The sequence below is a fragment of the Dermacoccus nishinomiyaensis genome, from assembly GCF_900447535.1.
GTDB classification, from domain to species: domain Bacteria; phylum Actinomycetota; class Actinomycetes; order Actinomycetales; family Dermatophilaceae; genus Dermacoccus; species Dermacoccus nishinomiyaensis.
On sequence record NZ_UFXX01000001.1, the window covers coordinates 874,574 to 888,937 of the forward strand.

At 68.8% G+C, this 14,364-nt stretch carries 13 protein-coding genes; 1 reads left to right on the forward strand and 12 read right to left on the reverse strand.

Annotation, left to right across the window (positions count from 1 at the left end; genetic code table 11):
• Positions 1–41: 41 nt before the first annotated feature.
• The 3 genes from DYE07_RS04125 to DYE07_RS04135 form a co-directional block, all read right to left on the reverse strand.
• Positions 42–809, reverse strand: coding sequence for an MBL fold metallo-hydrolase (locus DYE07_RS04125; RefSeq protein ID WP_062257689.1), 768 nt, complete (start codon positions 807–809; stop codon positions 42–44).
• Entirely contained in the window at positions 806–1,606 is an 801-nt protein-coding gene (murI, locus tag DYE07_RS04130) for a glutamate racemase (protein WP_115296398.1), read from the reverse strand. Before murI ends, DYE07_RS04125 begins: the two co-directional genes overlap by 4 nt.
• Positions 1,607–1,712: 106 nt before the next feature.
• Positions 1,713–2,495, reverse strand: coding sequence for a fumarylacetoacetate hydrolase family protein (locus tag DYE07_RS04135; protein WP_038567485.1), 783 nt, complete (start codon positions 2,493–2,495; stop codon positions 1,713–1,715).
• A gap of 97 nt (positions 2,496–2,592) precedes the next feature.
• On the opposite strand from DYE07_RS04135, the gene DYE07_RS04140 reads away from it, so the two are divergent.
• Positions 2,593–3,492 (forward strand): 3-methyladenine DNA glycosylase, encoded by a 900-nt coding sequence (locus DYE07_RS04140; RefSeq protein ID WP_337905410.1) that lies wholly within the window; start codon positions 2,593–2,595, stop codon positions 3,490–3,492.
• Between the two features lie 123 nt (positions 3,493–3,615).
• Here DYE07_RS04140 and DYE07_RS04145 read toward each other — a convergent pair whose 3' ends face one another.
• From DYE07_RS04145 to DYE07_RS04185, 9 genes are all read right to left on the reverse strand, one after another.
• Positions 3,616–4,524 (reverse strand): HAD family hydrolase, encoded by a 909-nt coding sequence (locus tag DYE07_RS04145; RefSeq protein WP_074046185.1) that lies wholly within the window; start codon positions 4,522–4,524, stop codon positions 3,616–3,618.
• Positions 4,525–4,540: 16 nt separating this feature from the next.
• Entirely contained in the window at positions 4,541–5,635 is a 1,095-nt protein-coding gene (locus DYE07_RS04150; protein WP_074046184.1) for a branched-chain amino acid aminotransferase, read from the reverse strand.
• A gap of 169 nt (positions 5,636–5,804) precedes the next feature.
• Entirely contained in the window at positions 5,805–6,839 is a 1,035-nt protein-coding gene (locus tag DYE07_RS04155; RefSeq protein WP_083607309.1) for a 3-isopropylmalate dehydrogenase, read from the reverse strand.
• Positions 6,840–6,913: 74 nt separating this feature from the next.
• Positions 6,914–7,468 (reverse strand): EamA family transporter, encoded by a 555-nt coding sequence (locus tag DYE07_RS15330; protein WP_337905409.1) that lies wholly within the window; start codon positions 7,466–7,468, stop codon positions 6,914–6,916.
• Positions 7,469–7,905: 437 nt separating this feature from the next.
• Positions 7,906–9,747 carry a dihydroxy-acid dehydratase gene (ilvD, locus tag DYE07_RS04165; protein WP_006945871.1) on the reverse strand — a complete coding sequence of 614 codons (1,842 nt, stop codon included), beginning with the start codon at positions 9,745–9,747 and terminating at the stop codon, positions 7,906–7,908.
• Between the two features lie 204 nt (positions 9,748–9,951).
• On the reverse strand, positions 9,952–10,986 hold the full coding sequence (ilvC, locus tag DYE07_RS04170; protein ID WP_006945953.1) for a ketol-acid reductoisomerase: 1,035 nt from the start codon (positions 10,984–10,986) through the stop codon (positions 9,952–9,954).
• Positions 10,987–11,075: 89 nt separating this feature from the next.
• Complete coding sequence (ilvN, locus tag DYE07_RS04175; RefSeq protein WP_006946034.1) at positions 11,076–11,594, reverse strand: acetolactate synthase small subunit; 519 nt, start codon at positions 11,592–11,594, stop codon at positions 11,076–11,078.
• Positions 11,591–13,507, reverse strand: coding sequence for an acetolactate synthase large subunit (locus tag DYE07_RS04180; protein ID WP_006946012.1), 1,917 nt, complete (start codon positions 13,505–13,507; stop codon positions 11,591–11,593). The genes ilvN and DYE07_RS04180 overlap by 4 nt, the downstream gene beginning before the upstream one ends.
• 243 nt (positions 13,508–13,750) lie before the next feature.
• Entirely contained in the window at positions 13,751–14,275 is a 525-nt protein-coding gene (locus tag DYE07_RS04185; protein ID WP_074046182.1) for a SixA phosphatase family protein, read from the reverse strand.
• Positions 14,276–14,364 lie beyond the last annotated feature (89 nt).

The window sequence follows — 14,364 nt, forward strand, 5'->3', positions numbered from 1 at the left end:
GGCGCGACGGCACGCCGTCCGTCGACGGCGCGCGACGCCCGTCAGAGCTCGTAGGTCTCCCCCGCGACGGCGACCTCGACGTCGCCCTCCCACACGGTGCGAGCATCCCGCAGGCAGTCCTCGACGGGCGTCCACGTCGGGATGTGGGTGAGCATGAGCCGCTTCGCCCCCGCGTCCTTGGCCGTCTGCGCGGCGCGCGAGCCGCTGAGGTGGACGCCGCGCATCTCGTCGTCGCGACCGTCGACGAAGGCCGAGTCGGTGAGGACGAGGTCGGCGTCCCGCTCGAGCTCGACGAGTCCCGGGCAGGCGTCCGTGTCACCCGTGTACGCGAGCACGGCGCCATCGGCCTCGACGCGGAGCCCGTACGCCTCGACGGGGTGGTTGACGAGGTGCGGCGTGATGCGCAGCGGGCCGATCTCGAACGTCTGACGGTCGACGAGGTCGACGAAGTCAAAGGCTGTGCCCAGGTCTTCGGGCTTGCCGACGGCGTAGGCGCGCGTCAGGCGCTCGCGTGCGCCCGCGGGTGCGTGCACCGGCAACTTGGCGTCGAAACGACCGAGCGGGTCGTAGTTGCGCACGACGTAATAGCTGCACAGATCGAGGCAGTGGTCCGGATGCAGGTGGCTGATGACGACGGCGTCGATCTCGTCGACCTCGCGGTAGCGCTGCAGCGCGCCGAGCGAGCCGTTGCCGAAGTCGAGCAGCACCGAGGTGCGCCTGCCGTCGGCCTCCGCCTCGACGAGGTAGCAGGAGGCGGGCGATTCAGGGCCCGGGTAGGAGCCTGAGCAACCGATGATGGTCAGTTTCACAGCGCCGCCTCACGCGTCACCGCGGTCACCTCGGGGCCGAGGAAGCGCCGCGCGAGGGTCTCGAACGCGGCCGGGTCGCCCGTCGTCATCCACTGGTGCTGCGTCGCGCCGAGCTCGGGATCGCGCAGCTGACCGATGTCGGCGAGCACGCGGTAGACGTCCTTCGCCGTCTCCTCCGCCGACGACACGAGCGTCACCGTCGAGCCCACGACGTAGCTGATGACACCGGTCAGCAGCGGGTAGTGCGTGCAGCCGAGGATGAGCGTGTCGACGCCTTCGTCGACGAGGCCGTCGAGGTACTTGTGCGCGACCGTCAGCAGATCCGGGCCGGAGGTGATGCCGGCCTCGACGAACTCCACGAACCGCGGGCACGGGACGCTCGAGATCTTGACCTGCGGCGCGGCGGCGAAGCTGTCGGTGTAGGCACCACTCTGGTGCGTCGCCTCCGTCGAGATGACGCCGACGCGGTTGTTGCGCGTCGCCGCGGCGGCACGGCGCGTCGCCGGGCGGATGACCTCGACGACGGGCACGTCGTAGCGCTCGCGCGCGTCGTGCAGGACGGCTGCGGACGCCGAGTTGCACGCGATGACGAGGGCCTTGACGCCCTGTTCGACGAGCGAATCCAGGCATTCGATGGCGTACTGCCGCACCTCGGCGATGGGCCGCGGGCCGTAGGGGGCGCGGGCGGTGTCGCCGAGGTAGATGATCTTCTCGTGCGGCAGCTGGTCGAGCACGGCGCGCGCCACGGTCAAACCGCCGTAGCCGGAGTCGAAGATGCCGATCGGTGCGTCAGTCACGCTTTTCAGGGTAAGTCGTGACGTGTGGTGCTACTCACCGGTTGCGACCTGACGAGGTGTGAGGCTGCCCATATCGCATCGCTTCAGCCGCCCGGAATGGGCGCCGTCAGGCGTCGTCCTCGTCAGCGACGTAGGTGTTGGCGAGCACGCCGATCTCGGGGATCTCGACCTCGACGCGCTGCCCCGCCCGCACCTGGCCGACACCCTCGGGGGTGCCGGTGAGGATGACGTCCCCCGGCAGCAGCGTGAACGCCTGCGACGCGTGCGAGATGAGCTGCGCGACGTCGTGGATCATGTCGGACGTCGGCCCGTCCTGCTTCACCTCTCCGTCGACGCGCGTCGTCACGCGCGTGGCGGACGGGTCGAGCTCGGTCTCGATCCACGGCCCGAGCGGGCAGAACGTGTCGAAGCCCTTGGCGCGCGACCACTGGCCGTCACTCTTCTGAAGGTCGCGGGCGGTGACGTCGTTCGCGATCGTGTAGCCGAAGACGACCTTCATCGCTTCCTCGACGCTCACCTTCTTGCACATGCGCCCGATGACGACGGCGAGTTCGCCCTCGAAGTCGACGCGCTCGCTGATCGACGGCATGACGACGGGGTCGTTCGGGCCGACGACGGCGGTGTTCGGGATGAGGAACATGAGCGGTTCCTTCGGCGCCTCGCCGCCCATCTCGCGCGCGTGCTCGGCGTAGTTCTTGCCGATGGCGACGATCTTGGAGCGCGGGATGACGGGCGCGAGCAGACGCACGTCGTCGACCTGGTGGACGGCACCCGTCAGCTCGATCTTCGTGTAGAGCGGGTCGCCCGTGATCTCGGCGATCTTCTCGCCCGCCCCGTCGACCAGACCGAACATCGGGTCATCACCCGTCGTGAACCTCGCGATACGCATGTGCCCATCCTATTTCGTCGTCGCCGGCCCGCTGACGGGGTGTGTCGGCAGCAGGCGGTGGAGCGCAGCGCCGTGGGTCGAGTTCTAGGATCGACGGGTGAGGGAGCAGGTCGAGGTGATGACGCCGGCGCAGTGGCGCGAGGCGGTCGCCGCCCACGAGGCACGCGTGGCCCCGCACGTCGAACCGCATCTCGGTCGTCGCAAGGAGCACCGCAAGCATCCCGTCGAGGATTTCCTCTTCGTCTACTACTCCTACTCCCCCGGCAAGCTGCGGCGCTGGCACCCGGGCGCAGGCGTCGCGTTGCTCGTCGACGAGCGCGGTCGCACGCCCATCACCGACGACCGGTTCACCCGCCGCATCACGACGGCCGAGGGGGATGCCGATGTCCTTGACGTCGACGAGTTCGTCGACGCACGCGACGGCACCATCGCGTTCGTCAGGTCGCTGCTCACCGCGACGCTCGCGCGCGCACCGCACCTGGGGTGCTTCGGGATGCACGAGTGGGCGATGGTCTACAAGCTCGCGCCGGGCGAGCAGCGTCACGAGCAGTTGCCGCTGCGCCTGAGCCAGGCCGCGACGGACGACGTCGTCGAGGCCGCCGACATCCGCTGCACGCATTTCGACGCCTACCGCTTCTTCACGCCCGACGCCGTCGAACTGAATCGCGAGCGCCCGACGCGCGAGCGTCAGGTCGAGTTCGAACAGCCTGCGTGCCTGCACGCAGGGATGGATGTCTACAAGTGGGCGCACAAACTCGCGCCTCTCGTCCCGAGTGACCTCGTGCTCGACGCGTTCGAACTCGCCAAGGAGATCCGCACCCTCGACATGGAGGCCAGCCCCTACGACGTGCGCGGCCTCGGCTACGGCGTCGTCCCCGTCGAGACGCCGCGCGGGCGCGCTGAGTACGTTCGTCGTCAGCGAGAGTTCGCCGAGCGGTCGCAGGAGTTGCGACGACGCCTGCTCGACGTGCTGGACCGTGCCGCCCCCGCGCCCTGAGACATCTGCGACTGACGTCCACTTCTGGAACCGTTCTCAACCTGGTCGATGAATCGCGAATATGGACGAAAGTCGCAGAGGGGGACGAGATTCGCCGACGTGAACAGGATCAGCCGCTGAGGATCAGGGGTGGCAATCGAGGGTGAGGTGGCGTTCGAGGTAGCGGGCGACGCCGTCGGCATCGTGGGGGCCACAGGTGTCGTCGGCGATCGCGAGCACCTCGTCGTGAGCGTTCTCGACGGCGACGCCGCGCCCGGCCCATGTCAGCATCGGGATGTCGTTGGGCATGTCGCCGAAGGCCCACACGTCGTTCGCCTCGATGCCCCGCTCCGCGCACCAGGCCTCGAGGCGGGCCGCTTTCGTCACGCCCGGGGCGCTGATCTCCGCAAGCCCTGCCGCTCCTGAGTAGGCCAGCACTCCACGCCCACCGAGGCACTCCGTCAACGCCTCGACGAACGCATCGCCGCGCCACGCCTCGTCGCGCAGCAGAATCTTGCCGACGACGACGTCGGGCGGCAGCGCGGTCAGCTCACAGTCACGGACGGCGGCGTCGTGCGCCGGCATGCCGGCGTGGGCGTCCGGGTAGGCGGCGCTTCGGAACATGCCACGCTCGGTCTCGACGGCCGCTCCCGCATCCGGGAAGCGTCGCCGCAGGTGCTCGACGACGGCGAGTGCCTCATCCGCGGTGAATCCATCGGCCTCGATGACGCGCCGTGTCGCGAGGTCGTAGACGAACGCCCCGTTCGCGCAGATCGCCAGGGTGTGGGCGCCGACTTCGTCGGCTGTCGACTCCGGCGATCCGGCAGCACCCACGAGTTCCGCGAGGTGATCGAGCCAGCGCGGTGGACGCGCGGTGACGACGATCGTCTCGATGCCGCGCGCACCGAGCCCCGACCACACCGTGCGCGTGTGATCGCTGACGCGCCCGTCGGTGTCGAGCAGGGTGCCGTCGAGGTCACTCGCGACGAGACGCGGGATCGGCCCGGCACCCGTCGCGCGGGATGCCGGGCCGTCACACCGAGCAGTCGTCATGGGGCGCGGCCCGTCGTCAGACCAGGCGCGTCATCCAGCCGCGCGTGTCCTCCGCGGTGCCCTTCTGGATCGCGAGGAGTGCCTCGCGGATCTTCGTCGCGTACGGGCCGGCCTCGCCCTCGGGTCCGGACGTCACCTCACCGTCCGTCCACACGAGACGCCCCACGGGCGTGACGACGGCGGCCGTGCCACACGCGAAGATCTCGCTGATCGTGCCGTCGTTGCAGCCCTCGATCCACTCCTCGATCGTCACGCGACGTTCGACGGGCGTGAGGCCCAGGTCCTTCGCGAGTTCGAGGATCGAGTCGCGCGTGACGCCCTCGAGGATCGTGCCGGTGAGCTGCGGCGTGACGAGCTCGCCGTCCTTGGTCACGAAGAAGACGTTCATGCCGCCGAGCTCCTCGACGTACTTGCCCTCGACCGAGTCGAGGAAGACGCTCTGGTCGCAGCCGCGCTCGTTCGCCTCGATCTGTGCGGCGAGCGAGCTCGCGTAGTTGCCGCCGCACTTCGCGGCGCCCGTGCCACCGACGCCGGCACGCGAGTAGTCGCGCGACAACCACAGCGACACCGGCTTCACGCCGCCCTTGAAGTACGCACCCGCGGGCGAGGCGATGACGCAGTAGGTCACCTCGCGGCTCGGACGCACCCCGAGGAACGCCTCGGACGCGAACATGAACGGGCGCAGGTAGAGGCTCGCCTCGCCGGCGTCGAACGCGGGCACCCACGACTCGTCAGCCTTGACGAGCGCCTTCAGCGACTCGACGAAGTCGTTCTCGTCCATCTCGGGCAGCGCGAGACGCTTCGCCGAACGGTTGAAGCGCGCCGCGTTCTTCTCGGGGCGGAACGTCCAGACCGAACCGTCCTCGTGACGGTAGGCCTTCATGCCCTCGAAGATCTCCTGCGCGTAGTGCAGGACGGCCGCCGCCGGGTCGAGCTGGAACGGGCCGTACGCCTTGACCTCGCCGTCACCCCACCCGGAGCCCTCGCGCCAGATCGAGACGACCATGTGGTCGCTGAACTTCTGTCCGAAACCGGGGTTGCTCAGGATCTCGGCGCGCTCCGCGTCAGCGCGCGGGGCGGGGTTCGGCGTCATCGGGAACGTCAGGGCCATGGTCTTCTCCAAGTTGGCAAAAAGTGGGATGCGTCACTGTGTGGCCCCAGGTTAACGCCGAAGCAGCACGGCGGGCGTCATCGGGTCCGGGGCGAGCGCGGAGCGTCGACGATGTTGCCCGGGTTTCGCGGCACCCGCGCCGCGAAACCCGGCCAGCATCGGGAAGATGTCAGAGGCGGGCGGCGATCGCGTCACCGATCTGCGACGTCGAGCGGGTGGCGTCACCGCGTGACGCGACATCCTCGGCGACGGCCTTTTCGACACGGCGTGCCTCGTCGCCGCGCCCGAGGTGTTCGAGCAGCAGCGCGGTCGACAGGATCGTCGCCGTCGGGTCGGCCTTGCCCTGGCCGGCGATGTCGGGGGCCGAGCCGTGCACGGGCTCGAACATGCTCGGCGCATTTCCTTCGGGGTTGATGTTGCCCGATGCGGCGAGCCCGATGCCGCCGGTCACGGCCGCGGCAAGGTCGGTGACGACGTCGCCGAACAGGTTGTCGGTGACGATGACGTCGAAGCGCGAGGGATCGGTGACGAGGTAGATCATCGCCGCGTCGATGTGCGCGTAGTCGTGCGTGACGTCGGGGTATTCGGCACCGACCTCCTCGACGGTGCGGCGCCACAGGTGGCCCGCATACGAGAGCACGTTGTGCTTGTGCAGCAGCGTCAGCTTCTTGCGCTCACGCCTGTTCGCGCGCTCGAACGCGTCGCGGACGGTGCGCTCGATGCCGAAGCGGCTGTTGACGCTCACCTCGGTCGCCATCTCGTGCGGCGTGCCGACACGCAGCGCACCACCGTTGCCGGTGTACGGGCCCTCGGTGCCTTCACGGACGACGACGAAGTCGATGCCGCCGCGCGCAATGTCCTCACGAAGCGGCGTCGAGACACCCGGCATCAGCTTGCTGGGGCGCAGGTTGATGTAGTGGTCGAGCTCGAACCGGATGCGCAGCAGCAGCTCGCGCTCCAGCAGGCCGCTCGGCGCGCTGGGGTCACCGATCGCCCCGAGCAGGATCGCCTCGTGGCCGCGGATCTCCTCGAGCGCCGAGTCGGGCAGCGTCTCCCCCGTCGCGTGCCAACGCTTGGCGCCGAGGTCGTACTGCGTCGTACTCACCCCGCCGTCGGTCACGGCGTCGAGAACCTTGAGGCCTTCGGTGACGACCTCGGGGCCGATTCCGTCGCCTGCGATGACTGCGAGATCGATGTTGCTCATGCCCCGCAGATTAGCTGCTCGTCTTGCCATGCGAAACGCAGGTCTCGCGATGCGAACCGCGCAGGGCGCAGCCGTCAGGCGCTCGCCACCAAGGCGATCCCTGCGAGCACGACAAGCGCGCCGACGAGCTTGCGCGCCACCCCGCGCTCCTTGAACATCCACGCCCCGAGCAGCGCACCGACGACGATGCTGCTCTCCCGTGCCGGTGCGACGAGGGCCACGGGCGTCGACTGCATCGCGACGAGGACGAGGACGTACGCGAGCGGCGACAGCACGGCGATGACGGCGGCCTCCCGCCACCAGCGCCGACAGATGGCGGCGACCTCGGCGCCCGCCCGGCGCGAGCGTTCGAGCCCCGGCGTCAGCAGGACCGTCTGCCACGCGGTGCCGAGGGCGAAATAGACGACCGGGTCGAGGCTCAGGTGCGTGACGCTCACGTCGTCCCACAGCGTGTACCCCGCGATCGCCGCGCCCGTCAGCGCGCCCCACTTCAATCCGTCCGCGACGCTGTGATGCCGCTCGCCATCCCGCGCGCTCGCGACGACGACGATGCCCGCGATGATGACGAGCCCGCCGAGCAGCGCGGCCGGCCCGGGCCGTTCGCCCCCGAACGCGACAGCGACAAGCATCGTCAGCAACGGTCCGACGCCGCGCGCGAGGGGGGTAGACGACGCCGAGGTCGGCCCGGTCGTAGGCGGTCTGCAACCACAGTTGGTAGACGATGTGGATGACGCCGGAGACGATCGGCGCCCACAGCAGCGACCACGTCAGCGGCCACCCCTGGGAGGCGAGGACGGCCAACCCGATCGGCAGCCACACGATCGCCGACAGCACGTCGTAGAACCAGACGAAGACGTATCCGTCCCCCACGACGCGTTTCGCGGCGATGTTCCACACGGCGTGCAGGAGTGCTGCGGTCAGCACGAGAGCGAGGCTCGTAGCGCTCATGAAGTCCTTGCCATCACGCAGGTCCGCGCCGGAGCGGACATGCGAGGAGCCGACGAAGGCGCCCGCCGGGGCGAACCGATCGGTTCGGCGCGGCGGGCGTCGCCGGGGAGGGAAGTGGTCAGTCCACCTTGCGCGCGGCGCCCTTGTCGGCGCTCTGCGCGAAGCGCGCGAAGATCTTGAGTGCCGCCGAGACGGGGCGGTGACGGTCGACGGGCTCCCAGCCGCGCTCGTCCTGCTCGGCGCGACGGCGCACGAGTTCGGCGTCGTCGACGAGCAGGTTGACGCGACGGTTGGGGATGTCGAACTCGATGACGTCACCGTTCTTCACGAGACCGATGGCGCCACCGGCCGCAGCCTCCGGCGACACGTGCCCGACGGACAGACCCGAGGAGCCCCCGGAGAAACGACCGTCGGTGATGAGGGCGCACTTCGGGCCGAGCCCGACGCCCTTGAGGTAGCTCGTCGGGTACAGCATCTCCTGCATGCCGGGGCCGCCCTTGGGGCCCTCGTAGCGCACGACGACGACGTCGCCGGCGTCGATCTCGCCCTTGAGGATCATCTCGACGGCCTGCTCCTGGCTCTCGGCCACCTTGGCCGGGCCGGAGAAGTTCCACTGGTGCTCGGGCACGCCGGCCGTCTTGACGATGCACCCGTCGGGGGCGAGGTTGCCGCTGAGCACCGCCAGCCCACCCTCGCTCGTGTAGGCGTGCTCGACGGAGTGGATGCAGCCGTTCTCCGGGTCGGTGTCGAGGCTCTTCCAGCGGTTCGTCGAGCTGAACGCCTCCGTCGTGCGCACCCCGCCCGGCGCGGCGTGGAACAGTTCGGTGGCCTTCTCGGTGGCTGAACCCGAGCGGATGTCCCAGTCCGCGAGCCACTGCTCGAGCGATGGGCTGTGCACCGAACGGACGTCGCGGTTGAGCATGCCACCGCGATCCAGCTCACCGAGGATGGCGGGGATGCCACCGGCGCGATGCACGTCCTCCATGTAGAACTGGTTGCTGTTCGGCGCGACCTTGACGAGGCACGGCGTGACGCGCGAGAGCTCGTCGATGTCCTCCTGGTCGAAGTCGACACCCGCCTCCTGCGCCGCGGCCAGCAGGTGCAGGATCGTGTTCGTCGAACCACCCATCGCGATGTCGAGACGCATGGCGTTCTCGAACGCCGGCTTCGCGGCGATCGCGCGCGGAAGCACCGAGTCGTCGTCGCCGTCGTAGTAGGTGCGGCACAGGTCGACGACGAGTCGGCCCGCGTCGAGGAAGAGTTCCTTGCGCGCGGCGGCCGTCGCCAGCGTCGAACCGTTGCCCGGCAGCGACAGACCGAGCGCCTCCGTCAGGCAGTTCATCGAGTTCGCCGTGAACATGCCCGAGCACGAGCCGCACGTCGGGCATGCGCTCTGCTCGATCTTCGTGATCTCCTCGTCGGAGACCGTGTCGTCGACCGACTTGATCATCGCGTCGATGAGGTCGAGACGCGTCTCAGCCGTGCCGTCCTCCCCGATGACGGCCTTGCCGGCCTCCATCGGCCCGCCGGAGACGAACACCGTCGGGATGTTGAGACGCAGCGCGGCGAGCAGCATGCCCGGCGTGATCTTGTCGCAGTTGCTGATGCAGACGAGCGCGTCGGCCTGATGCGCGTTGACCATGTACTCGACGGAGTCGGCGATCACCTCGCGGCTCGGCAGCGAGTACAGCATGCCCGAGTGACCCATCGCGATGCCGTCGTCGACGGCGATCGTGTTGAACTCACGCCCGACGCCGCCGGCCTCCTCGATGGCGCCAGCGACGAGCTGACCCATGTCCTTGAGGTGGACGTGACCCGGCACGAACTGCGTGAAGCTGTTCGCGATCGCGACGATCGGTTTACCGAAGTCGCCCTCCCCCATGCCGGTCGCGCGCCACAGGGCACGCGCACCCGCCATGTTGCGTCCGTGAGTCGTCGTGCGTGAGCGAAGTTCAGGCATGCGTTCAGTCTCCCAATTTCGAGCAAGCGGTGCGAGAGGCGTTCAGAGAATGACCGAACCCGGCCACCTCGAAGGGTGTCCGGGCCCGGCTCAGCAGCGGCTAAGGCTTCAGGATCAACGGCCATCTTCTTTCGGCCGCTTCGTCAACGCTCGCTCCGGCAGGATCCTCACTACGTTCCGGTCCTACCGCCGCTCGCTCGATCCTCAGCGGCCAGCCGAACCCTCGACATAGTCCGAATCCGTGTCCGAGTCCTTCAGCCACGACATGAGGCCACGCAGTTCCTTGCCCGTCTTCTCGATCGGGTGCGAGGCGCCCTTCTCGCGCAGCTTCTTGAACTCCGGCGCGCCGGCGTCCTGGTCGTCGATGAAGCGCTTGGCGAAGTTGCCGTTCTGGATGTCGGTGAGAACGGCCTTCATGTTCTCCTTGACGCGCTCGTCGATGACCCGCGGGCCCGAGACGTAGTCGCCGAACTCGGCCGTGTCGGAGATCGACCAACGCTGCTTCGCGAGGCCACCTTCGACCATGAGGTCGACGATGAGCTTCAGTTCGTGCAGGCACTCGAAGTACGCGACCTCCGGCTGGTAGCCGGCCTCCGTCAGCGTCTCGAAGCCGTACATGACGAGCTGGCTCGCGCCACCGCACAGGACGGCCTGCTCACCGAACAGGTCCGTCTCGGTCTCCTCGGTGAACGTCGTCTTGATGCCGCCGGCACGCAGGCCGCCGATGGCCTTCGCGTACGCCTTCGCGAGATCCCAGGCCGAACCCGAGGCGTCCTGCTCGACGGCGACGATGACGGGCACGCCGCGACCGTCGACGTACTCACGACGCACGAGATGGCCGGGGCCCTTCGGCGCGACCATGACGACGTCGGCGTCCGACTCGGGCGTGATGTAGCCGAAGCGGATGTTGAAGCCGTGGCCGAACAGCAGCGTCGTGCCGGGCTTGAGGTTGGGCTTGATGTCGTTCGCGTAGACCGTGCGCTGCACCTGGTCGGGCGTGAGGATGACGACCACGTCGGCTTCCTTCACCGCGTCGGCGACCGAGAGAACCGTGAGGCCCTCGTTCTCGGCCTTCTGCTTCGACTTGCTGCCCTCGGCGAGGCCGATGCGCACGTCGACGCCCGAGTCGCGCAGGTTGAGCGCGTGGGCGTGGCCCTGCGAGCCATAGCCGATGACGGCAACCTTCTTGCCCTGGATGATCGACAGGTCGGCGTCGTCGTCGTAGAACATGTCAGCCACGGGAGAAACTCCTCTTCATCACGTCCGCCGCATCGAAGCGGCGGCCTGTTCGGTTCGATTCTGCCCGAGCACTCACTCGGGCGGAAAGTTCAGTTCTTCTTCTTGTCGCGCGCCGAGATGGCCTTGGAGCCGCGACCCAGACCGACGACGCCGGACTGCACGAGCTCGCGGATCCCGAACGGCTCGAGCGTCGTGAGCAGCGCCTCGAGCTTCGTGAGCGTGCCCGTCGCCTCGATGACGACCGACTCGTTGGTCACGTCGATGATGTTGGCGCGGAACATCGTCACGAGATCGATGATCTGCGAGCGCGTCGCGGCGTCAGCCTTCACCTTGAACAGCACGAGCTGACGTTCGATGGCGCTCGCGTGGTCGAGTTCGACGACCTTGAGCACCTCGACGAGCTTGTTGAGCTGCTTGACGACCTGCTCGAGCGCGACGTCGTCGGCGTCGACCGTGACCGTCATGCGCGAGACGTGCGGATCCTCCGTCTCCCCCACGGCGAGGGAGTGGATGTTGAACCCGCGTCGCGAGATCAGCCCGGAGATGCGCGCGAGCACACCCGACTTGTTCTCGACGAGCACGGACAGGATGTGGCGGTTCGTCGTCATCGCTGCTGCTCCTTCGTCTGCGCGGCGTCGGCTGTGGCAGCGCCATCCTCGCGGGCCGCTTCGACCGCCTCGTCCTCGTCCGGGATGTTGACGTCGTCGGCGTCGTCCTCGTCGCGATCCCAGACGGGCGTGATGTCGCGCGCCATCGTGATGAGGTCGTTGCTCACGCCGGCGGGCACCATCGGCCACACCATCGCGTCGCGCTCCACGACGAAGTCGATGACGACGGGACGGTCGTTGATCTCGAGCGCCTGCTTGATCGTCGCGTCGACGTCCTCGGGCCGCTCGCAGCGCAGGCCCACGCAGCCGTAGGCGTCGGCGAGCTTGACGAAGTCGGGGATGCGGCTGCCGCCGTGCGAGGTGTGCAGGTCGGTGTTCGAGTAGCGCTCGTTGTAGAACAGCGTCTGCCACTGGCGCACCATGCCGAGGCTCGAGTTGTTGATGACGGCGACCTTGATCGGGATGTCGTTGATGACGCAGGTCGCGAGCTCCTGGTTCGTCATCTGGAAGCAGCCGTCGCCGTCGATCGCCCAGACGGTGCGCTCCGGCTCGGCGGCCTTCGCACCCATCGCGGCGGGCACCGAGTAGCCCATCGTGCCGAGGCCGCCGGAGTTGATCCACGCGTTCGGACGGTCGTACGTCACGAACTGGGCCGCCCACATCTGGTGCTGGCCGACGCCGGCGACGTACGTGCCCTCGGCCCCGGTGAGCGCCGAGATGCGTTCGATGACGTACTGCGGCGCGAGCTTGTCGTCCTCCGGCGTCGCGTAGCCGAGCGGGAACTGCTCCTTCCACGACGCCGTCGTCTCACGCCACGTCGCGTAGCGCGAGGTGTCGACGTCGTCGAGCGCACGCGCCAGCTCGAGCAGCACCTCGCGCGCGTCGCCCACGATCGGGACGTCGGCGTATCGGTTCTTGCTGATCTCGGCCGGGTCGATGTCGGCGTGGATGACCTTGGCCTCGGGCGCGAAGCTGTCGAGCGCACCGGTGACGCGGTCGTCGAAGCGGGCGCCGATCGTGATGAGCAGGTCGGCGCGCTGCAGCGCCGTCACGGCGGGGACGCTGCCGTGCATGCCCGGCATGCCGAGATGCAGCTCGTGGCTGTCGGGGAAGGCGCCGCGCGCCATGAGCGTCGTCACGACGGGGATCTGCGTCTGCTCGGCGAGCGCCTTCAGCTCCTTGCTCGCCTCGGCGCGGATGACGCCGCCGCCGATGTAGAGCACCGGGCGCTCCGCTGCGCGGATCATCTCGGCGGCCGCCTTGATCTGCTTGGCGTGCGGCGTCGTGACGGGGCGGTAACCGGGCAGTTCGAAGCGCGGCGGCCACGAGAATGTCGTCTTCGACACGAGCGCGTCCTTCGTGATGTCGACGAGGACCGGGCCCGGGCGGCCGCTGCGCGCCACGTGGAACGCCTCGGCGATGGCGCGCGGGATGTCGGCCGGGTCCGTCACGAGGTAGTTGTGCTTCGTGATCGGCATCGTGATGCCGCGGATGTCCGCTTCCTGGAACGCGTCCGTACCGATGGTCTTGGAGCTGACCTGGCCGGTGATGGCGACGATCGGCACGGAGTCCATGTACGCGTCGGCCAGGGGCGTGACGAGGTTCGTCGCGCCGGGGCCGGAGGTCGCCATGCAGACGCCGACCTTGCCGGTGGCGGCGGCATAACCCTGCGCCGCGTGACCGGCGCCCTGCTCGTGGCGGACGAGGATGTGGCGGACGGAGACCGAGTCGAGCAGCGGGTCGTAGGCCGGCAGGATCGCACCGCCGGGCAGGCCGAAGACGGTCTCGACGCCCTGCGCCTCGAGCGCGAGGACGAGGCTCTGCGCGCCGGTGACGCTCACCTGCTCGCCTGCGCGCTTCGCCGCGACGTCACCCGGGGTGGGTGTGCGATCGGTCGTCGCCGTATCGCTCATCAGTACTCACCACTTTCACCTGGAGGTCGTGCACGAGGGTCTGGCATCAAAAAATCCCCCAGCCTGTGCGGCGATGAGGGATCAGCGTGCGTCGTGTCGGTCGAACCGATCAGAACGCACGCTGCGTGAGTACGAGAACCTGTGCCATGTCACATAGTTTTGTCGCGGGGTTACTCATGGGTCAACATCGTGAGACGCGCATCTCACGATGCGGTCAGCGAAGGGCGGCGTTCGCTGGCGGCGTCAGCCCGCCGTCCCAGGGCGAGCGGTGGTGAGGCTCGCGCCGCCGGGCAGGAACGAGGTCCACGCTCCGGTGGTCTCGAGCACGGCAGCCGAGGCCGGCACGAATCCGCGCGTGACGACATCGATGTCCGCGCCCTCGCCGGCACACAGGTCATGGGCAAGCTGCGGCAAACCCGGCGCGTGGCCGACGACGATCGCGCTCGTCGCCTCGGGCGCCGTCGCGTCGAGTTCGTGGACGACGGCCAGCAGCGCCTGCGTGTCGGCTTCGTAGACGGCGGGCTCCATCGTGATGATGACGCCATGGCCCGTCTCGTCCTGGATGGCGGCCCACGTCTCGCGGGTGCGCAGCGCCGGCGAGCACACGACGACATCGCCGAGCCGCCCCTCGTTCTTGAGCCACCGGCCGACGGCGCGGGCCTCGCTCACGCCACCGTCACTGAGGTGGCGCGCTTCGTCACCGTCAGGGCCGGCCGGTTCGGCGGTGGCGTGACGAAGGAGTACGAGACGTCGGGTGGTTTCACTCACCTGCTCATCTTCGTAGCCGCGTACGCCTCACGCCAAACGCGGCCACGCGGCCCGCATGAGGCCTCGACGCTCTGGCCGCCATCGTCGCT